The organism is Tenacibaculum amylolyticum, assembly GCF_964511145.1.
GTDB lineage: Bacteria > Bacteroidota > Bacteroidia > Flavobacteriales > Flavobacteriaceae > Polaribacter > Polaribacter amylolyticum.
The window spans coordinates 166,755-186,164 of record NZ_CAZEFZ010000063.1 but is presented as its reverse complement, the minus strand read 5'-3'; the positions used below and the strand labels follow the sequence as shown (position 1 = coordinate 186,164).

The 19,410-nt window shown below is 30.0% G+C and carries 22 protein-coding genes; 6 read left to right on the top strand and 16 right to left on the bottom strand.

Annotation, left to right across the window (positions count from 1 at the left end; all coding sequences use genetic code 11):
- The first annotated feature begins 17 nt into the window (after window positions 1–17).
- On the top strand, window positions 18–1,028 hold the full coding sequence (locus ACKTTC_RS13965) for a glycosyltransferase family 2 protein (protein ID WP_408040455.1): 1,011 nt from the start codon (window positions 18–20) through the stop codon (window positions 1,026–1,028).
- Here ACKTTC_RS13965 and ACKTTC_RS13960 read toward each other — a convergent pair whose 3' ends face one another.
- Entirely contained in the window at window positions 1,029–2,291 is a 1,263-nt protein-coding gene (locus tag ACKTTC_RS13960; RefSeq protein ID WP_408040454.1) for a hypothetical protein, read from the bottom strand.
- A 102-nt stretch (window positions 2,292–2,393) separates the two neighbouring features.
- Between ACKTTC_RS13960 and ACKTTC_RS13955 the strand changes: the two genes are divergently transcribed.
- Window positions 2,394–3,494: a hypothetical protein gene (locus ACKTTC_RS13955; RefSeq protein ID WP_408040453.1), complete on the top strand. Its 1,101-nt coding sequence runs from the start codon at window positions 2,394–2,396 to the stop codon at window positions 3,492–3,494.
- Between the two features lie 40 nt (window positions 3,495–3,534).
- Here the strand turns inward: ACKTTC_RS13955 and ACKTTC_RS13950 are convergent, their stop codons facing one another.
- From ACKTTC_RS13950 to ACKTTC_RS13895, 12 genes are all read right to left on the bottom strand, one after another.
- On the bottom strand, window positions 3,535–3,993 hold the full coding sequence (locus tag ACKTTC_RS13950) for a GyrI-like domain-containing protein (RefSeq protein WP_408040452.1): 459 nt from the start codon (window positions 3,991–3,993) through the stop codon (window positions 3,535–3,537).
- Window positions 3,994–4,033: 40 nt separating this feature from the next.
- A complete protein-coding gene (locus ACKTTC_RS13945; RefSeq protein ID WP_408040451.1) occupies window positions 4,034–4,756 on the bottom strand; it encodes a helix-turn-helix transcriptional regulator in 723 nt (240 codons plus the stop codon).
- Entirely contained in the window at window positions 4,746–5,429 is a 684-nt protein-coding gene (locus ACKTTC_RS13940) for a hypothetical protein (protein ID WP_408040450.1), read from the bottom strand. The genes ACKTTC_RS13945 and ACKTTC_RS13940 overlap by 11 nt, the downstream gene beginning before the upstream one ends.
- Window positions 5,419–6,039: an L-threonylcarbamoyladenylate synthase gene (locus tag ACKTTC_RS13935; RefSeq protein WP_408040449.1), complete on the bottom strand. Its 621-nt coding sequence runs from the start codon at window positions 6,037–6,039 to the stop codon at window positions 5,419–5,421. The genes ACKTTC_RS13940 and ACKTTC_RS13935 overlap by 11 nt, the downstream gene beginning before the upstream one ends.
- Before the next feature lie 77 nt (window positions 6,040–6,116).
- Window positions 6,117–6,818: a response regulator transcription factor gene (locus ACKTTC_RS13930; RefSeq protein ID WP_408040448.1), complete on the bottom strand. Its 702-nt coding sequence runs from the start codon at window positions 6,816–6,818 to the stop codon at window positions 6,117–6,119.
- 14 nt (window positions 6,819–6,832) lie between these two features.
- A complete protein-coding gene (locus ACKTTC_RS13925; protein WP_408040447.1) occupies window positions 6,833–8,401 on the bottom strand; it encodes a sensor histidine kinase in 1,569 nt (522 codons plus the stop codon).
- Between the two features lie 115 nt (window positions 8,402–8,516).
- Window positions 8,517–9,101, bottom strand: a complete 585-nt coding sequence (coaE, locus tag ACKTTC_RS13920; RefSeq protein WP_408040446.1) for a dephospho-CoA kinase — start codon at window positions 9,099–9,101, stop codon at window positions 8,517–8,519.
- A 10-nt stretch (window positions 9,102–9,111) separates the two neighbouring features.
- Entirely contained in the window at window positions 9,112–9,987 is an 876-nt protein-coding gene (locus tag ACKTTC_RS13915; protein WP_408040445.1) for a CdaR family protein, read from the bottom strand.
- Between the two features lie 140 nt (window positions 9,988–10,127).
- Window positions 10,128–10,436, bottom strand: a complete 309-nt coding sequence (gene yajC / locus ACKTTC_RS13910; protein WP_408040444.1) for a preprotein translocase subunit YajC — start codon at window positions 10,434–10,436, stop codon at window positions 10,128–10,130.
- Entirely contained in the window at window positions 10,436–10,903 is a 468-nt protein-coding gene (locus tag ACKTTC_RS13905) for a DUF1573 domain-containing protein (protein WP_408040443.1), read from the bottom strand. The genes yajC and ACKTTC_RS13905 overlap by 1 nt, the downstream gene beginning before the upstream one ends.
- A gap of 44 nt (window positions 10,904–10,947) precedes the next feature.
- Window positions 10,948–11,886, bottom strand: a complete 939-nt coding sequence (gene nusB, locus ACKTTC_RS13900; RefSeq protein ID WP_408040442.1) for a transcription antitermination factor NusB — start codon at window positions 11,884–11,886, stop codon at window positions 10,948–10,950.
- Window positions 11,887–11,963: 77 nt separating this feature from the next.
- Window positions 11,964–13,064 (bottom strand): Glu/Leu/Phe/Val family dehydrogenase, encoded by a 1,101-nt coding sequence (locus ACKTTC_RS13895; protein ID WP_408040441.1) that lies wholly within the window; start codon window positions 13,062–13,064, stop codon window positions 11,964–11,966.
- Between the two features lie 176 nt (window positions 13,065–13,240).
- Here ACKTTC_RS13895 and ACKTTC_RS13890 point away from each other — a divergent pair, with 176 nt between their 5' ends.
- Both ACKTTC_RS13890 and ACKTTC_RS13885 read left to right on the top strand, forming a co-directional pair.
- On the top strand, window positions 13,241–14,995 hold the full coding sequence (locus ACKTTC_RS13890; protein WP_408040440.1) for an ABC transporter ATP-binding protein: 1,755 nt from the start codon (window positions 13,241–13,243) through the stop codon (window positions 14,993–14,995).
- 83 nt (window positions 14,996–15,078) lie between these two features.
- Window positions 15,079–15,441: a PUR family DNA/RNA-binding protein gene (locus tag ACKTTC_RS13885; RefSeq protein WP_408040439.1), complete on the top strand. Its 363-nt coding sequence runs from the start codon at window positions 15,079–15,081 to the stop codon at window positions 15,439–15,441.
- Window positions 15,442–15,518: 77 nt separating this feature from the next.
- Here the strand turns inward: ACKTTC_RS13885 and ACKTTC_RS13880 are convergent, their stop codons facing one another.
- From ACKTTC_RS13880 to ACKTTC_RS13870, 3 genes are read right to left on the bottom strand one after another with little or no spacing between them, the layout of a single operon-like run.
- The gene (locus ACKTTC_RS13880) at window positions 15,519–16,568 is read right to left on the bottom strand and encodes a chorismate-binding protein (RefSeq protein WP_408040438.1); all 1,050 of its coding nucleotides are present in this window, start codon (window positions 16,566–16,568) and stop codon (window positions 15,519–15,521) included.
- A complete protein-coding gene (locus ACKTTC_RS13875; protein WP_408040437.1) occupies window positions 16,565–17,389 on the bottom strand; it encodes an alpha/beta fold hydrolase in 825 nt (274 codons plus the stop codon). The genes ACKTTC_RS13880 and ACKTTC_RS13875 overlap by 4 nt, the downstream gene beginning before the upstream one ends.
- Before the next feature lie 27 nt (window positions 17,390–17,416).
- Window positions 17,417–17,833 (bottom strand): PaaI family thioesterase, encoded by a 417-nt coding sequence (locus tag ACKTTC_RS13870; protein ID WP_408040436.1) that lies wholly within the window; start codon window positions 17,831–17,833, stop codon window positions 17,417–17,419.
- Window positions 17,834–17,908: 75 nt separating this feature from the next.
- Here ACKTTC_RS13870 and ACKTTC_RS13865 point away from each other — a divergent pair, with 75 nt between their 5' ends.
- Together ACKTTC_RS13865 and ACKTTC_RS13860 are read left to right on the top strand one after the other, a co-directional pair.
- Window positions 17,909–18,409, top strand: coding sequence for an IS1096 element passenger TnpR family protein (locus ACKTTC_RS13865; RefSeq protein ID WP_408040435.1), 501 nt, complete (start codon window positions 17,909–17,911; stop codon window positions 18,407–18,409).
- A 100-nt stretch (window positions 18,410–18,509) separates the two neighbouring features.
- Window positions 18,510–19,406 (top strand): ABC transporter ATP-binding protein, encoded by an 897-nt coding sequence (locus ACKTTC_RS13860; RefSeq protein ID WP_408040434.1) that lies wholly within the window; start codon window positions 18,510–18,512, stop codon window positions 19,404–19,406.
- Window positions 19,407–19,410: the final 4 nt, after the last annotated feature.

The window sequence follows — 19,410 nt, the reverse complement described above, 5'->3', positions numbered from 1 at the left end:
AATCATATTAATAATGTATGTTTGCTGACTTGAAAACTGCAGTAGTCATATTAAACTGGAACGGGGAGCAATTATTAGAACAGTTTTTACCCTCTATTGTAAACTTTAGCGCTGGACAAGCTGAAGTTTATGTAGCTGATAATGCTTCAACTGATAACTCTATTGCCTTTGTAAAAGAGCATTTTCCTAGTGTTCATATAGTGATTAATTCAGAAAATGGTGGCTATGCAAAAGGGTATAACGATGCTTTACAGCATATAGAAGCTGATATTTACTGCTTAATTAATTCTGATATTGAAGTTACTGAGAATTGGCTTCCTCCTATTCTTTCTATTTTTAATGAAGAACCAAACACAGCTATCATTCAACCTAAATTATTAGATTTTAAAGACAAGTCTAAATTTGAATATGCTGGCGCTGGTGGTGGTTTTGTAGACTCTTTAGGGTATCCTTATTGTAGAGGACGTGTTTTTAATCATTTAGAAACAGATGAAGGTCAGTTTAATGATACTTCAAATATTTTCTGGGCTTCTGGCGCATGTTTTTTTATAAGAAGTACTGTTTTTCATCGTTTAGGTGGTTTTGATGAGGATTATTTTGCACATCAGGAAGAAATAGACCTATGTTGGCGAACACATAATGAAGGTTATACTGTAAAATATGTGGGAGCTTCTACAGTGTATCATGTTGGAGGAGCAACTTTACAGGAATCTAACCCGCATAAAACCTACTTAAATTTTAGAAATAGTTTACTTACTATTCTTAAAAATATTCCAAGAAAATATGTAGTGTTTACCATTTTAAGCAGGCTTATTTTAGACGGTGTTGCTGGTGTTAAATTTGCTTTAGAATTACGCCCTATACATACTTGGTCTATCGTAAAAGCACATCTTAGTTTTTATAAAAATTTTTTCCGATTTATAAAAAAACGAAGAAAGCTACAACGTAAAGAACATTACAGTATTCATAAATTTATAGCTTGGCAATATTTTATTTTAGGCAGAACTAAGTTTAAAAATCTTAAATAATCAAATACCTAAAAAGTGTTCTTCTTTAAGATCTTTTAAAATTAGATTTTTCACTTCTCCTACTCCATAAAACTTGAATCGTACTCCTACTACATTCCCAATAGGCTCAATGAATGAGTCCATATAAGTCTGTTTTTCATTTATATACACTTGTAGTTCTTTGTTTTCTACTTTTAACTTAATATTATTGAAGTTAGATAGATTTACTCCAAAAGCAGATAAATCATTTTTCTTTCCATCTAAATATTTCTCACTTAACATTAAACCTATTTCAGAAATACATCCTGGAATAGAAAATGGAATTAAAATAGCACTTTTAGTTCCTATAATAACCACGATAGTTTTTTGACATGTACTCCATTTCTCTGTAAATAAACTTTTCAAATCAGCAGTCAACTCAAAATTATCTCCAGAAATTGGATCTAAATCATTTACATAATGAAAAGTAGAACTAATTGGTTTTTCTTTTTCTATTATCTCTTTTATAACATCTTCTGAAAATGATAATGTATTTTCTTTTTTTATTTCCTCTTCTTTGAAATATTTAGGAACAGGTTCATAATCAATAGTACCTAACCATCCATTTGATTTAATAAATAAATCATGTTCTCGTATAATTTCACCATCAACTAACAACTTTGCTCTAAAATAACCTGGATAATAATATTGTCCAGTAGCTTGTTTTTGGCTTTTCTGTATTTCAATTTTTTTGCTTGGATCCCAAAATTGTTGAATTAAAATATTTTCAGATGTAATGCCTTTTAAATCAAAATTAAAAACGACAGAATTAGGTAGTCCTTCAGTTATTGGTTGGCTTTTGAATATAACATTTGAATAATTAGGTTTTTCAATGCTTCTATTATTAGACATAGAAAGTATTGAAAAGAATAATAAGGCTATTATAAAAGCAGAAAACATTATTACTCGAAAATTCGATGAAAAAACTTCTTTATAGCTTTTTATTTTGAAACTTCCAGCGGTGTTTTTAAAGTCTCTCCAATTTAGAAAACCTGCAAATTGTGCTAAAGCATTTAAAGTACTTATACTAGGGGCACTATTGTAATTTACCCTTCCCCACACTCTTTTTAATGTTGTAGGACTCAGTAATACTTTTGTCTCTTCTTGTATTCTTTCGCTTAGTTCGATAAAAACATTATTGTGCCATTTCTCAGCATCTCCCCAGCTTAATTTTTTTTCTATTAAGCGTAAACATTTTTGTACTTCATTATATTCTTTATAAGCCTTCATTAGTACAAAAATCATTAAAATTTATTGTTTGAACAACTATGAATCAACTTGAACATCTTTGTTTTCTACTGATAGACAGATTTATAGATTTTTGACACTCACTTAAACATCTTAATCATGACTTTACGATTATTTATCAGCTTATTATGCATCGCATATATCGGAAACGCTCAAAATACCATTCCTTTAGATACTATTAATTGGGATATACAAGCTAAGTCTTATTTAATTGAAAATTATAAAGGAAAAAATGCTATCTATATTCAAGCGGGTGCAATGACTCTAAAAAATAAAATCTTTTTAAATGGAACAATTGAGTTTGATATATTTTTGAAAGAAGAGCAAGCTTTTCCTGGAGTATATTTCCGAGGCACTAAAGATCTCGATTCTGAACAATGGTATATGAGACCTCATTTATCAGGGAAGCCAGACGCTAATCAGGCTGCTCCAACAACAAAAGGGATTTCTGCATGGCAGCTCTATTTTGGAGAAAAATATTCATTCCCTTATAATTATAAATTTGATGATTGGACACATGTAAAAATAGTTGTAAAAGATGATAAAGCTCAAGTGTTTTTAGATGGTAATAAAGAACCTAATCTATCTTGGAATTTGTTTCATAAACCTAAGGAAGGTATTGTAGCGTTTAGAGGAGGTCGTTTTAATGGTATGCACATTGCCAATGTTAAAATAAATCCTAGTCAAACTGAAATCATAAATTTCTCACCTAAAACAAGAAAAGCTATTGTGAATTTAATTCCGAAATGGAATATTTCTACTGCTTTTGATGAAAAGCAATTGACTGATATAAACAATCTACAAAAAACTCTTAATTCAAGAAAGTGGCTTGGTACAATTGCTGTTGAGGAAGGTACTGCTGCTAATATTTCAAGAAAGGTAAAACTCAATAGGAAAAAAGGCAATACCGTTTTTGCTAAAATTGACATACATTCTACCAAAAAACAAACTAAATTATTTGAATATGGATATAGCGATCGGGTTGTAGTAATTTTAAATGGCAAACCAATTTATAAAGGAACAAATAAATGGAGATCTAGAGATTATCGTTATTTAGGTACTGTTGGTTTATTTGATGCTGTTTATTTACCTCTAAAAAAAGGGAAAAACACTTTACTCATGGCTGTTTCTGAAGATTTTGGCGGCTGGCTTATTACTGGTAAATTCAAAAACGATAAAGATATTACCATATCTTATTAAAGTTTATATTAAAATAAAAAAGCCCATAATAGGGCTTTTTTTATTGTATAGATATATAAATTGGTACTTCTGTATTTATAGTGGGCACTACATTTTCTGAATATATTTCAAAATCTGCTTTATATTCTCTATTCAGATTCGTTTGCCAAATTTCCATCCATTTATTATAAACAATATTATCGTTTAACTTACCTTTTGCTATAAATTCTTGATAAGTACATTCTGGAATAACCACTCCTGTCATGTCTGTTGGAATATCATTTAACGAAGTTACTTTGCAACCTATAATCATGTCATAAGCACCAGTATAATCACTTTCATAGTTTGTATAAATTGCATACACATCGTTATTATGTTTATTTGGAATTTTTTCTCTTAGATTCTTCGACATAAATTCTTCCCATAAAGCAGGAATATCCTTTGCTGCTTGCATGTCTTTATTTGTAGTTCTTACTTTAATTCCAATGACGTTAAAAGTATTCATTCGTGTTGTTTTCATCGTAGTTTATTTTTAATTACAACACAAAATTATATGCAGCCTATGCCATAGGTTTGTCAGGGGTGGGAGAAAAATTTTTAATACATTTTTCAAAGTACTCTTGCAGAGTCATTTCATGAGGAGGAAATTTTTCGTGTAAGAGTGTAATACTTTCAATTAAGTCGATACGGAAAACTCTGAAACTCTTTCTTAATCTACAATAAGCAACCAATAACCAATTTTCATTAGTGCTATATAATGCAAAAGGTTCTATAATTCTCTTGGTATGCTCACCTCCTAAAGAGTTATAAGTTATTTGTACTAGTTGAAAACTCGTTATTGCAGATTGGATTTTTGCTAGATTAGCACTCGTTATTTCATTTTGTGGATTGTATCTGAATGCAATTCTTTCTGAAAGTAATTCTGATTTTTTCTTTTGCACTCCTCTAAAAACAGATTTTATCTTTGTAATAGCACTCTGGTAATTCTCTACAAGTGATTGATCTTTATTTCTTTTAATTAAATGCTCTGCCGTAATCAATGCGTTTGCTTCTTCTTCAGAAAACATTACTGGCGGTAAATGATACCCTTCCATTAACGAATATCCCTTTCCTTCTTCAGTAAAAATCGGAATTCCTGAAGCTTCTAAAGTTCTAATGTCTCTGTAAATTGTTCGGATACTTACATCGTATTTCGCTGCTAATTCAGTAGCCGTTACAATTCTTTTAGATTGTAAGTGCGTAAGAATTGCTGTAAGTCTAGATATTCGAGGTTTACTTTTCATCTAAGATTGCTTCTCTATCTATATAAATATAGTATAATAAGAAAAATACCGCAACTCCTCCAAAAGTATGCCATAGCCAGTGCGTACCCATAGGTAATAATACAACTATATTATCTAATGTTCTAAATGTAACAGCAACTCCAAAAATGAAAAAACCTATAAAAATATATTGAGCATATTTCCATTTTGTCTTGTATGCATATACAAGAAATGGTGTTACAACTGTAATGGCAGTAATAAAATACCCAAACGAAATTCTATATGCTTTTGGTACTGGTAATAATCTAGGAATAAATGATAAAAATAATAGACCCAAGAAAATCAGTATTCGTTTCCACCATATTTTCTCAATCTTTCCAATAAAATAAACGATTCCTCCTAAACAAACTAACATGATGGGCATCCAATCTAAATACAACCAAAATTGATGGCTACGTGTACCATGAAACATGGTTCCTCCAATCCAGCTGATAAAAATTACAGGGATTGCGAATAAGAAAAAAGGATGTTGTTTTGGATATTTGGCAATTTTTCTACCAAAATAAATTAAGATGAGAATGAAAATTAAGTTACTAAACGTATTAAACGGTTCTACAGGTAATCTACCTTCTATAGTTTCCTGATAAATTGGTCCTGAATCGTTAGGGAACTTTTGTAATAAACTATAAAACATCTAAACTACCTTTACCTTCTCTAATTATTACTGGCTCGTCTTCTGTTAAATCTATGACTGTAGAAGCGTGATTATCTCCATAACCACCATCTATAACGATATCTACAATATGTTGCCACTTTTCGAAAATTAGTTCAGGATCTGTAGTGTATTCAATTACTTCGTCTTCATCGTGTATTGAAGTAGATACAATTGGATTTCCTAATTGTTCTACTATGGCTCTCGCAATATTGTTATCTGGTACACGAATTCCAACTGTCTTTCTTTTTTTAAATATTCTAGGCAAACTATTACTTCCAGGTAATACAAATGTATACGGTCCTGGTAAAGCTCTCTTTAATATTTTATATACAGGTGTTTCTATTTGCTTTACATAATCTGATAAGTGACTCAAATCATTACACACAAAAGAGAAATTAGCCTTCTCTAGCTTTATACCTTTAATTTTAGCTACTTTTTCCATGGCTTTTTGGTTTGTAATATCGCAACCTAAACCATATACTGTATCTGTAGGATAAATTACAATTCCTCCTTTTTGTAATACTTTTACAACCTTATCAATCTCTTTCGGATTGGGATTCTCGTTATATATTTTTACAAATTGCGCCATATTAAGTAACTATTTTTATCAAAAATAAAAAACTTCCAACTTGGTAGTGTTGGAAGTTTTTAAATATTTTTTAGTAGTTATGCTTCATTCTCTATAAGCCTGAAACCTTCACCGTGAATATTTAAAATTTCAACTGTTTCGTCTAATTTTAAATATTTTCTAAGCTTAGCTATATATACATCCATACTTCTAGATGTAAAGTAATTATCATCTCTCCATATTTTAGTAAGTGCTAATTCTCTTGGCATTAAATCATTTTTATGAATTGCCAACATTCTTAATAGCTTACTTTCTTTTGGTGATAATTTTTGAGGATCATCTCCATTAAATGAAAGGTGTCTCAATTTAGAATTAAATGCAAATTTTCCAATTGTAAATTCAAACTGATCATCATCCTTAGACTTTTCAGTTTCTTTACGTTGTAAAATTGCTTTGATTTTGTGTAACAGTACTTCTGAATCGAAAGGTTTGTTAAGATAATCATCAGCCCCCACTTGATAACCTCTTAATACATCTTCCTTCATTGTTTTTGCTGTTAAAAAAATAATAGGCACTTCCTTATTGGTAGTCCTAATGTCTTCGGCTAAAGAAAAGCCATCTTTTCTTGGCATCATTACATCTAAAATACAAAGATCATACTCTGAATTTTTAAACATAATTAAACCTTCGATTCCGTCTTTAGCATGTGTTACATTGTAATCATTTAATGCTAAATAATCTTTTAAGACTGTTCCAAAATTTGGATCGTCTTCAACTAATAGAATTTTTCTTGTTCCCATTGTTCCCTTCAAATTTATATTAATGGTAATTTCACTGTAAACATACTTCCTTTGCCTTTTTCACTTTCCACATATACTGTTCCGTGATGATTGTCTACAATTTCCTTCACATATGCCAAACCTAAACCGTGGCCTTTTACATTGTGAATATTTCCTTTATGTTCTCTATAAAATTTATTGAACACATACTTTTGAGCATTCTTACTCATTCCAATTCCTTCATCTTTTATCTTAAAGATAAAGTATTTATTTGTACTTTCTGTATATACATCAATTTTAGGGGATTTATCCGAGTACTTTATTGCATTTTCTAATATGTTTACAATTACATTAGTTAAATGGAATTGATTTCCAAGTACTTCAGAAGAGATAGCTCTAAAATGTGTTTGTATTTCTCCTTTTTTATCTGAAACTAACAGACTAACATGATCTATTGCTTCTTCTATGATATCATGAGCTTCAACAGCTTCCTTGTTAATCTCTATTTGATTCTTTTCTAATTTAGAGATTCTTAAAACGTTCTCAACCTGCCCATGCATTCGTTTATTTTCATCTCTAATCATCTTTACATAACGTTTTACCTTTTCCTCATCGCTTATTATTTTTGGGTTTTTTATAGCATCTAAAGCCAAATTTATAGTTGCAATAGGGGTTTTAAACTCATGCGTCATATTATTAATAAAATCGGTTTTAATCTCCGATATTTTCTTCTGACGGATTAATTGATATAGAGATGTTGAGAATGCAGCAATAATTATTCCAATAAATAATAATGATAAAATTAATGTTTTCATCATCCCAGAAAGAAGATTCTTTTTCTCATTTGGAAAGGAAACATATAGCTTATAGTTACTATTGCCGTTATCATCTTCAAATAGTGGATAATAATAGCTATTATTCTCATCTACTTTAAAATAACCTGATTTAATAGCTGTAGCAAGCCCTCCTTCATACACTCCAAATTTAAATTTCTGATGAATATTCATTTTTCCTAACTCATCTCTTAGCGTATTGTCCAATTCTCTACTACTTACCCTTTTATGAATAGGCATATGTCGTTCATTCTGACTAAACATATATTCGATTTGCTCTCTTTCCCAATTCGGGTAAGTCATGTATCTCGAAAATCTATTCTCGTCGGTAAAAGTATTTAACTTACTATCTTCTGTTTTGTAGATTGTTGTGGATGAAAAATCTTCTTTTCCTGTAAATCTTTTAATAATTACAGTATCGTTACTTATGAAATCTACTGGTATTTTAAAATTTTCTTCTAAAATAGTAGCTCCAAATGTAAATTTTTGCTTGCTTACAGTATCTATTTGTTGAAATAAATAGTTTTTTATCTCAGCTGTTGATCTCGATTTATTTTTTTCAAAGAACTCTCGATGTCTATCAACAAACTCTTTGTATTCCCTTTCTTTAATTCTTTCAGAAGTTCTTGCAAGAGCTATTGTAACATTGTTTTCAAACTCTAATTGTCTACTTTTAACGGCATCCTTAACCCAATATACTTGTACTGCTATAATTCCTATTAAGGAAATACTCATTAACACCACAATCAGAATAAAAATTCTCCTTCCCATTATTCAAAGGTACTTTTTTAACATAAAGCTTAAAATGCTTTTAACTTAGATTAACAAAGATACTATGTTTTTAAGAAAAATTTAAGATTTATGTTAAAGTATCGATAACTGAAGTCTACCTTTTTGTTAAATTATTATGAATTCTATTCACTTCATCAGTAACAGATGTAATAGACAGATTATGAATTACATAGTGAGATTGTAACATTTTTTTCGCATCGGACCATTGGTTTTTAATTCTGTTTTTCACCTCTTTTTCAGTTGTTTGATCTCGTTTTACTACTCTTTCTACTCTAATTGCTTCTGGTGCTGTAACTGTAATAATTTTGTCGCATAGTTTTTCGCTTCCATTTTCAAATAGAATAGCATTTTCATAAATTATATAATCTTTGTCCTCGTGAGATTTAACAAAGTCTTGTAAGTGTTGATACACAACTGGATGCACGATTGCATTTAGTTTTCCTAGCTTTTCTTTGTCTTTAAATACAATTCCTGCTAAATATGGTCTATTTAAAATACCATCCTTGTATACTTCTTGAGAAAACTCTTTGATTAACTCGTTTTTAATTACTTCTGAGTTATTCATTAATTTTTTTGCTTCTATATCGGCAAAATATATAGCAACATTATCAAAATTAGCAAACATATTAGCCACTGTAGTTTTCCCACTACCAATTCCTCCTGTTACGCCTATTAACATACAATATGGATTATTTATGAATTAAAAAATCGATTTTTTGAGGTGAAACCCTTACTGAAGACACTAAGTTTGATCTGCTTTTTACAATTGGTGTTAAATACATAACTCCTTTTTCTTTTGCCGCTTTATAGTCGCATAACACCTCAAATGAATCTTCTGTTATTTTACTATAGTTCTTTAAGCCTACTTTAAATGTAACTTTTACTTTTTTAGGGAAAATATTTACATCTAACTTTTTGGAAATATTAATAAGTTTAACCGGTATTTCAAAGGTTCCTTCTGTAAACTTATCTACAAGAATTTTGGCCTCAACACTATTGTTACTCAATTTAATTCCTTTTCCATCATTTGGTAGCTGAATAGCAATATCTGTTTGAATATCTTCAGAAACATCTTGTATATTTAACGTTTCTGTTGACAAACTACTTATTTTGCTAATCTCAGATGCAGGACCAGACACCAAAATACTATCAGGTTTTAATTCTGTAGCTGCCAAACCATAACCTGGTTTAAACTTAATTGCGTTTGTAAATCTTACAGGTACTTTTTTAACACTCAACGTTCCTAAGTTAAAATGAATTGTATCTTGTAATATATCTACTAATTCCAAACCAGATTTTAACTGATTTTGCAATGCCGATTTTTGAGTATTTGGTAATAGATAATATAGTGTATCTCTTTTCCTTTTTAATTTATTTAGCGATAGTACTAACTTTTTATTAGACACATTTGCAGAAAATAAATTAAAACCATTTCCTTGTACTAATAATGTAATTTCCTCTATTGGAGTTTCTTTAAATATTTTCTCTTGAGATAGCTTATCATATTGTACATTAAAGGTTATCTCTGTTTTATATTCTTTTGAAAGGTTTATTAAAAACCACATACAAAAAGAAATAATTAAAAAGCTAAAAAATATTCTCGGTATGTTAATTATCCTATTCAACTAGTACTTTTTTATTGCAATCTAATTAAAAACAAAAAAGTGAGCAAAAGCTCACTTTAGTTTATATACTTACAAAGAATTTATTTCTCTGCTATTTTTTGTGTTAGTTCCATAGAAATAGCAGCTCTTTCAAATCTAATTTTTCCTGCTCCTGTTTCTATTACTACAGTATTATTGGTATCGTTTACCTCTACAATTCTTCCATGAATTCCACTTGTAGTAATCACTTTAGAACCTTTTTTAATATCTGATCTAAATTGTTTTTCTTTTTTCATTCTTCTTCTTTGTGGTAGAATCATGAAAAAATACAATACAGCAAGCATTGCTACAAATGGTAACATTTGCATTAAACCATCTGTACTTGCTTGTAAATAAATTAAGTGTAACATTATGATGCTTTATTTTTTGGAGTTACCATTCCTGTAACTTTAACTTGCTCCTGACCTTTTGCAGTATTTGTTGTTAATGTTACTGTTTTACTTTGTTTGTTTGGTTTTCCTGAAGTATTGAATTTAACAACTACTTCTGCAGTTTCTCCTGGTTTAATAGGATCTTTTGGCCAAGTTGGTACAGTACAACCACAAGTAGCTTTAGCATCTGTAATTACTAAATCAGACTTTCCTGAGTTTGTTACTTTAAAAGAAGTTTCAACAACATGTCCTTCATCAACAGTACCAAAGTCGAATACTTCTTTATCAAAAGTAATCACAGGAGCTCCCAAGTTAATTTCCTTATCTCTTTGTTGTGCTTCTGCTACGTTTTCTTGCTTTACTTTAGATGCTGCATTTCCTTTACCGCAAGATACGATAGTACCTAAAGTAGCTGCGATAGCGAATATCCCAATTATTTTTCTCATTTTTTTATTTGTTTAAGTATTACAAAAATAAAGATTTAAAATTTTTATAATAAACCTCTACCTATTTTAACCATTTTATTGTTTTCTAAATAATCTTTTGCAAGTTTATCTAAAACTCCGTTGATAAAATAACCACTTTTATTTGTTGAATAGTCTTTTGCTAATTCAATATATTCATTAATGGTAACCCTACTAGGTATAGAAGAAAAATGTAAAAACTCTGTAATTGCCATCTTTATTAAGATCATATCAAGATCAGCAATTCTATCTGTTTCCCAGTTTGGAGTTTTTTCTCTAATATCATCTTCATATTTGTGGTGGTTTAACATTACTTTGTTAAACAAACGCGTCACAAACTTTTTATCGTCATCATCTTTGTATAATTGACCTAATACGAAAGGACTATTTTCTTTTTGTTTATTTAACGTTTTAACGATCCACGTATTAACAAAAGGAATATCATCTACCCAAGAAATCATTTCATCCTCGTAATAATCTGCTAACTTCTCATTAGGCGCAATGAGTTCTTTGAAAAAGCTTACTACTAATAATCTATCTGCATGATATGAATCTTCAGGAGAATTCATATAGTCTTGATACATTTTACTAGCTTTTAATTCTTCCCAGATAATTTTAACATACTCTTCTTCTATATCCCAATTATCTATCTTATTCAATTCAAGATACCCTTCTAAACTTACGCTATCTTTAATTTGATTGATTAATCTATTATTGACAAACTTTGTATTGGGATTTAAATCTTCTTTAGTAGCTAAGATTTTTTTCTTAGAAAGCTCTATTTTTTTTGAAGCTAACTTTTGTACTTCTACTAATAACTGAAGGTTTAGTACATACAGGTCGTACATTTTTTGAATACTGAACTTCAAAAATTTCTCCTCCTTAATTAAATCTGTATTATTAGATTGCTGCATTGCATATACAGATTGCATTACTTTTAGGCGAATATGTCTTCTATTTATCATTAAATGATGAACTTTAAAAAAGGCGATAGAAGTAACTTTCTATCGCCTTGCAAAAATATAATTTTTATTGATTCAGTCTAGCTATTTTGCTCTTTTTTACGAGCATCTATTCTTCCTTGTGCAATGTTAAATGCAGCTCGGTGTGTAGTTATATTCTCCTTTTCTGCTAAATCGAAAATTTCTAAAGTAGTATTGTAGATATTTTCTGTTCTCTTAATGCTCTCTTCTTTGTTATATCCTACTACTTCTGCATATACATTAATAATTCCTCCAGCATTAATTAAGAAATCTGGTGCATAAGCAATTCCTTTTTCTTGTAACATTTTACCATGTCTAGCTTCGTTAGCTAATTGGTTGTTTGCTGCTCCTGCAATTACTTTTGCTTTTAGTTGAGCAATACTATCGTCATTTACTGTTGCTCCTAAAGCACATGGTGCGTAGATATCTATGTCTAATCCATAAATATCGTTTCCTAAAACAACATTTGCATTGTATTTTTTACTTAACTCTTCTAAACGAGCTTCGTTGATATCATTTAAAATTACTTGAGCTCCTTCATCAGTAATGTGTTTTACTAATGTTTCTCCAACATGACCAACACCTTGCACTAATACTTTTTTTCCTTCTAAATTATCAGAACCAAACTTGTATTTAGCAGCTGCTTTCATCCCCATATAAACTCCATAAGCAGTTACAGGAGAAGGATTTCCAGAACCTCCAATTGCTTCAGAAACACCTGTTACGTGTGGTGTTACTTCTCTGATAATATCCATATCACGAGTTTCCATACCAACATCTTCCGCAGTAATATATTTTCCACTTAAAGAATTAACAAACTCTCCAAATTTACGCATTAACGCATCGTTCTTTTGCGTTTTTGCATCTCCAATAATTACGGCTTTACCTCCACCTAAATTTAAGCCTGTTATTGCAGATTTATAGGTCATTCCACGAGACAAACGTAATACATCATTTAATGCATCCCATTCCGTTTTATATTGCCACATTCTAGTTCCTCCTAAAGCAGGTCCTAAAGTTGTGTTATGAATACCAATAATTGCTTTTAATCCTGTATCTTCGTCATTGCAAAATACAATTTGCTCATGACCATCGAAAGATAGTTGTCCAAAAACAGGATCGTTTTTAAGGTCTTTAGTATCAATAATTTCCGACATCATATGTTGTTTGTTTTTAATGAAGATAAAATTATTATTCTTCAAATTTCAGGTGGCAAAAATATGAATTTCGCAATTACAAAACAAAAAAAGACTCTTAAATTGAAGAATTTACAACAAGAAAACGTTTTCTGTTTCATTAAAAACAAAAAATAATTCTTTTAACGTATTTTAAAAATTTGAAAGCATTACAATACCTTAACAAGTACTTTATTAAATATAAATGGCGATTATTTGTAGGAGTTGTCATTACTATTTTATCGAAACTCTTATCGCTAAAAATTCCTGAAATAATTAAAAATTCCTTAAATATTGTAGAAGATTATGTTAAAGGAAAGGAAACAGATCTAGATGTTGTAAAACATGAATTATTAATAAATGTACTCATTATTATTGGTGTGACTTTATTGGCTGGTTTTTTCACTTTTTTAATGCGTCAAACTATTATTGTAGTTTCTCGATTAATTGAGTTTGATTTGAAAAATGAAATTTATCAGCAATACCAACATCTATCTGTAAACTTTTATAAAAAGAATAGAACTGGAGATTTAATGAGCCGTATTTCTGAAGATGTTTCAAAAGTACGTATGTATTTCGGTCCAGCTATTATGTATTCTTTAAACATGGTAGTACTTTTTGCGATAGGTTTTACAAAAATGATGGAAACAGATCCTACACTAACTATGTATACCCTAATTCCATTCCCTATACTTTCTATTTCTATCTTCTATTTAAGTAAAGAAATCAATAAAAAAACAACCATTGTTCAACAATATTTATCTAAACTAACAACTTTTAATCAAGAGTTCTTTTCTGGTATTAATGTTGTAAAATCTTATGCTATAGAGAAGTCTGTTTATAACGATTTTTATCAGCTGGCAGATGAAGCAAAAGAGAAAAATATTGAACTTTCAAAAGTGCAGGCATTATTCTTCCCTTTAATGATTTTATTAATTGGAATTAGTAATATTTTAGTTTTATACATTGGAGGAATGCAATACATTGCTGGTGAAATTCAGATAGGAGTTATTGCTGAGTTTATTTTATATGTAAATATTCTTACATGGCCTGTTGCTGTTGTTGGTTGGGTTACTTCTATTGTACAACAGGCAGAAGCATCTCAAGCACGTATTAATGAGTTTTTAGAGCAAGTTCCTGAAATTAAAAACAACTCTACTGCTGATACTCATATTAAAGGTAAAGTTACTTTTGACAATGTATCTTTAACTTATGATGATACTCATATTACTGCTTTAAAAGGAATAAGTTTTACTGTTGAAGAAGGAGAAACATTAGCAATTATGGGTAAAACAGGTAGTGGTAAATCTTCTATTGTTAATATGATTACGAGAATGTATGACGCTACTGGAGGAGCCGTTCTAATAGATGACATTCCTATTAAAGAATTGAATTTATACGCTGTGAGAGACCAAATCGGTTTTGTTCCTCAAGACCCGTTCTTATTCTCTGATTCTATTGAAAATAATATTAAGTTTGGTAAAAACGATGCTACACAAGAAGAAATTATTGCTGCAGCTAAGAATGCTGTTATTCACGATAATATTATTGGTTTTACAGATGGGTATCAAACTATATTAGGAGAACGTGGCGTTACTTTATCGGGTGGACAAAAACAACGAACTTCTATTGCTAGAGCTATTATTAAAGATCCTAGGATTTTAATTTTTGACGATTGCTTATCTGCTGTAGATACTGAAACAGAGGAGCAAATTTTATCTAATTTAGAAAGAATTTCTCAAGGAAAAACTACTTTCATTATTAGTCACCGTGTTTCTTCAGCAAAAAATGCTGATAAAATTATTGTTTTAGACGAAGGAAAAATCGTTGAACAAGGAACTCACAATCAACTAATAACAAAGGGAGGTATTTATAAAAACTTGTACGAACAACAACTTTTAGAAAAAGAAATTTAGAGTTTTATGTGTACAAGTAAAATATTTTGTTAGATTTGTTTACGAAAAAATGAAATAAACTACTATTTACTAAGATTCGAATTATGAGCGAGAGAGTTGAACAAGAAGAAATCTTTTCACAGGTATTAAGAGCAGGAAGAAGAACGTATTTTTTTGACGTTAGAGCGACAAAAGCAGATGACTATTACTTAACTGTAACTGAGAGTAAGAAATTTACTCATGATGATGGATCTTTCCATTATCAAAAGCATAAAATCTATTTATATAAAGAAGATTTTAGCGACTTCAAAGAGATGCTAAATAAAGCTACGGATTTTATCATCGATCAAAAAGGTAGCGAAGTAATTAGTGAGCGTCATCAAAAAGATTTTAAAAAGCAAGAAGAAACAACTTTTGCAGAGCAAACAACTGAGAGCTTTACAGATGTTTCTTTTGACGATATATAAGACTTTAATTCAAATTCAATTTACACAATGTAAAAACCGCTTAATAAGCTTTTAGCTTACTAAGTGGTTTTTTATTTTTATGTAATAATGCTTTTCATTGCTTTAGACTTAGCAACCGTTTCTTCCCATTCTTTTACTTCATCGCTATCTTTTGTTATTCCTCCACCAACATATATAGAAACTTTAGAATTTTCTACCTCCATACAACGTAAGTTCACATACAAATTTGTGTATACCTCTTGATCACTTTCAAGATTTAATTCTCCTAAAAATCCTGTATAAAAACTACGATCATATCCTTCTTTCTCTATAATAAATTGTTTAGACTTTTCTTTTGGAAATCCACAAACTGCTGGTGTTGGATGCAATACATTAATCAGGTTAGCTATACTATCTAAAAACCTTCCTGTAATAGTAGTCCTAAGATGCAATAGGTTTCCTATTTGAATAGTTTCCAAATCATGAATTTGCAATTCATTACAAATAGGATCCAATTTCTTTTTTATATACCTAGTTACAATCTCTTGTTCTTCTATTTCTTTTGGTTCCCAAACAACTTCATTACCCTCCTTAAAAACTTGAGTTCCTGCCAATGACATTGTTTTAAAACTTTCTCCTTCAATTGACATCAATGTTTCAGGCGTGGCTCCTAACCACATTCCTATAGTGGGGTGGTACCAAACATAAACAAAAGCCGTTGGGTATTTTACAATTAACTTTTGTAATATCTCGACAACCTCAAGTTTTTCTAGGGAAATAATTTCTTTTCTGGATAGTACTACTTTCTCAAAACTTCCTTCCTTAATAGCATTTACACCCTTTTTAACCAACGTAATATGCTTCTCTTTTCCTTTTTCATTTAAAGGGAAATCTACAGAATTTAAATCAACACCTGTAAAAGCTACTTCTTCTTTTACATAAGTGGCTTTATTTATAGGTATTAATATAGTATCCTTATTACTATCAAAAGGAGCAAAAACAAATCCTGATTCTTGATAACTCTTTGTATAATATTTTTCATTAGTATGCTGAAAAAAACCTTTTAATTTATTTGTGTTTGGAGTTTTGTAAACAACAAATGGTAGTTCTTTTGATAAAGAACTTATAATATCTTGAAATATTTTCAATGTAAGTTTTTTAATAATTCTTCTTTTATAAAGCCAAAATTCGACCAAACTAAACCATGTCCAGCGTTCGGCACATCAACCAATTCAAACTGATCTTTTGGAAACTGTTCTTCTAGCATTTTCGAATTTTCATATGGTACTATCCAATCAGTTGTTCCATGAATATCTACGACTTTATTTGGTGTTTCTTGCCATGTTTGTTCAAAATTTTTCAAATCTTCTCTATGGGAAAGTTTTTCTTTAGATGCCTCTTTCCATACTTTAGGAACCAACCATCTTGTTAAAGACCATTTATAAAAATTCAGCATCCAAGGCATTGGCTCTACGCTACTATGTACAGCTGGAGCTAACAATATTATTTTTCTTACTTTTTCTTTTACTGATAGTGCAATAGGACCTCCGTAAGAATACCCTACTAATATTACTTTATTCTTATCTAAATCTTTAATTATATATTCTAGCATATTACGTTCAAAAGCAATACTTTCTCTTACACTATTTTTATCATCATAATTATACCCAATTCTATCATAGGCTATCATATTTGCTTTAGACTGCAATACGCTATCCGAAAGGTATTTAGAAAAATCATTTATAGAACCAATAGTTCCATGTACAAATACTAATGTAGGCAATGTAGTATCTTTTTGTATTGCTATTTTTCTAAAATCTAACCCTTCAAAACGCTCTTTAGTTAATATAGGTTTTTCTACACTTTTTGTATAGGCTTTTAAAATATCAGCATCTGATTTTGGAGCTGTAAATGTTCTAAATGCAATGTATACTCCAATAAGAAGTAAGAAGATTAATGCGAAAATCACTTTCAATATTTTTTTGAGCACGATTTATTATTTTTTATCTAATATAATATTTGTGAGCTTACATATAGAGATCAAATTTTCCTCTTCATCAGTAACTTTTACTTCCCATAAGTGTGTCGTTCTACCTCTATGAATTGGTCTGGCTGTAGCGTATACTACACCTTCTCTTTTACTTTTTAAGTGATTAATACTTAATTCTATTCCTTTTACAATTTTATCATTTGTTTTCAAAAAAAACATAGATGCAGAACTTCCAACTGTTTCTGCTAATGCAGCCGTGGCTCCTCCATGTAAAATACCATATGGCTGATGCACTCTTGAATTTACTGGCATTTTAGCAACTAAGAAATCATCTCCTATATCAACAAATTCAATCTCTAATGTTTCCATTAATGTGTTGTTATTATACGAGTTAAACTTCTTTAAAACTTCTAGTTTTTCCATGAACATTCAATAAAATTGATAAATACATAAATGAGGAGTAAAAATACGTATTTTTGTAGTCACTAAAAATTAGATATGTATAAAGTTCGCGCCATATTAGATGTAGAGGAAGATGTTATCAGAACCATTATTGTAAATGAGAATTTATCTTTAGAGAAACTTCATTTCGATATTGCTAAAGCATTTGGTTTTGACGGAAAAGAAATGGCCTCTTTTTATAAAAGTGATCATGAGTGGAATCAAGGAGTTGAAATTCCTTTATTCAATATGGCTGAAGCCGGTGAAGAACTTTCTATGAGTTCTTGTATTATAAAAGAATTACTTCCTAATCAAAATGATAAGTTAATATATGTATACGATTTCTTACATATGTGGACTTTTTACGTGGAGATTATAGAAATGTCTAATAAAATTACTCCTGAAACTAAAGTTATTCTAACTGTTGGAGATATTCCTAAGGAAGCACCCGATAAAATCTTTGAATCTGATAAAGTATCAAATGATTTTGATGATGAATTTAATGACATGTTTAATGATTTTGAAGATTTAGATAGCTTAGACCTTGACAACTACTAACTAGACTTTTAATAAAAAGTTAAAAATCAAGCGCCTAAAAATCTCGTAACATTTTGGTATCTTGTTCGTCGTATAAGAAATCGACTAAACATTTATAATCTTGGATACCATTTTATCTATTAAAAATCTCGACAAAAAATACGGTCGAGTACATGCAGTTAATAATCTTTCCTTTGATATAGAAAAAGGCAATGTATACGGAATTTTAGGTCCAAACGGAAGTGGTAAGTCTACCACTTTAGGAATTATCCTGAATGTTGTTAATAAAACTTCTGGAGAGTTTTCTTGGTTTGGAGGAACTATGTCTACACATGAAGCTCTTAAAAGAGTTGGCGCTATAATAGAGCGTCCTAATTTTTACCCATATATGACAGCTGTTCAAAACTTAGAATTGATCTGTAAAATAAAAGGAGTTCCTCATAGTAATATTAAAGAAAAGCTTAAAACCGTTAACTTATACGATAGAAGACATAGTAAATTTAAGACCTATTCTTTAGGTATGAAGCAACGTCTTGCTATTGCTTCTGCATTATTAAACAATCCTGAAATTCTAATTTTAGACGAACCTACAAATGGTTTAGACCCACAAGGAATTCATGAGATTCGACAAATTATTAAGGAAATAGCAAAGAATGGTACAACAATCTTATTGGCCTCTCACTTACTAGACGAAGTAGAAAAAGTATGTAGTCATGTAGTTGTTATTAGAAATGGGATTAAGTTATATAGTGGAAAAGTTGAAAACATGATTGCTTCTAATGGCATCATAGAAGTTAAAACAGATGGAGACCAAGAGCAATTAGTCAATACACTTAAAAACTATTATGATATTGCAACTGTTAATGTTGAGGATAATACTGTTATTGCTCGCCTAGAAAACGAGACTTCAGCTGCACAAATCAATAAATACTTATTTGAAAATGGGATCATCGCTTCTCATTTAGTTATGCGTAAACCTAGCTTAGAAGAACAATTCTTAAACCTTACTAATAACTAAACAA

Bases quoted from the DNA above. Each gene is read 5' to 3' on its own strand.
- ACKTTC_RS13940 (WP_408040450.1), bottom strand. From the start codon at position 5,429: ATGTTTTATAGTTTATTACAAAAGTTCCCTAACGATTCAGGACCAATT.
- ACKTTC_RS13870 (WP_408040436.1), bottom strand. From the start codon at position 17,833: ATGGAAAAACTAGAAGTTTTAAAGAAGTTTAACTCGTATAATAACAAC.
- ACKTTC_RS13965 (WP_408040455.1), top strand. From the start codon at position 18: ATGTTTGCTGACTTGAAAACTGCAGTAGTCATATTAAACTGGAACGGG.
- ACKTTC_RS13895 (WP_408040441.1), bottom strand. From the start codon at position 13,064: ATGATGTCGGAAATTATTGATACTAAAGACCTTAAAAACGATCCTGTT.
- yajC (WP_408040444.1), bottom strand. From the start codon at position 10,436: ATGTTACACTTAATTTATTTACAAGCAAGTACAGATGGTTTAATGCAA.
- nusB (WP_408040442.1), bottom strand. From the start codon at position 11,886: ATGATAAATAGAAGACATATTCGCCTAAAAGTAATGCAATCTGTATAT.
- ACKTTC_RS13915 (WP_408040445.1), bottom strand. From the start codon at position 9,987: ATGTGGTTTTTAATAAACCTTTCAAAAGAATATAAAACAGAGATAACC.
- ACKTTC_RS13885 (WP_408040439.1), top strand. From the start codon at position 15,079: ATGAGCGAGAGAGTTGAACAAGAAGAAATCTTTTCACAGGTATTAAGA.
- ACKTTC_RS13905 (WP_408040443.1), bottom strand. From the start codon at position 10,903: ATGAGAAAAATAATTGGGATATTCGCTATCGCAGCTACTTTAGGTACT.
- ACKTTC_RS13960 (WP_408040454.1), bottom strand. From the start codon at position 2,291: ATGATTTTTGTACTAATGAAGGCTTATAAAGAATATAATGAAGTACAA.
- ACKTTC_RS13935 (WP_408040449.1), bottom strand. From the start codon at position 6,039: ATGGCGCAATTTGTAAAAATATATAACGAGAATCCCAATCCGAAAGAG.
- ACKTTC_RS13925 (WP_408040447.1), bottom strand. From the start codon at position 8,401: ATGGGAAGGAGAATTTTTATTCTGATTGTGGTGTTAATGAGTATTTCC.
- ACKTTC_RS13865 (WP_408040435.1), top strand. From the start codon at position 17,909: ATGTATAAAGTTCGCGCCATATTAGATGTAGAGGAAGATGTTATCAGA.
- ACKTTC_RS13955 (WP_408040453.1), top strand. From the start codon at position 2,394: ATGACTTTACGATTATTTATCAGCTTATTATGCATCGCATATATCGGA.
- coaE (WP_408040446.1), bottom strand. From the start codon at position 9,101: ATGTTAATAGGCGTAACAGGAGGAATTGGTAGTGGGAAAACTACAGTG.
- ACKTTC_RS13950 (WP_408040452.1), bottom strand. From the start codon at position 3,993: ATGAAAACAACACGAATGAATACTTTTAACGTCATTGGAATTAAAGTA.
- ACKTTC_RS13930 (WP_408040448.1), bottom strand. From the start codon at position 6,818: ATGGGAACAAGAAAAATTCTATTAGTTGAAGACGATCCAAATTTTGGA.
- ACKTTC_RS13945 (WP_408040451.1), bottom strand. From the start codon at position 4,756: ATGAAAAGTAAACCTCGAATATCTAGACTTACAGCAATTCTTACGCAC.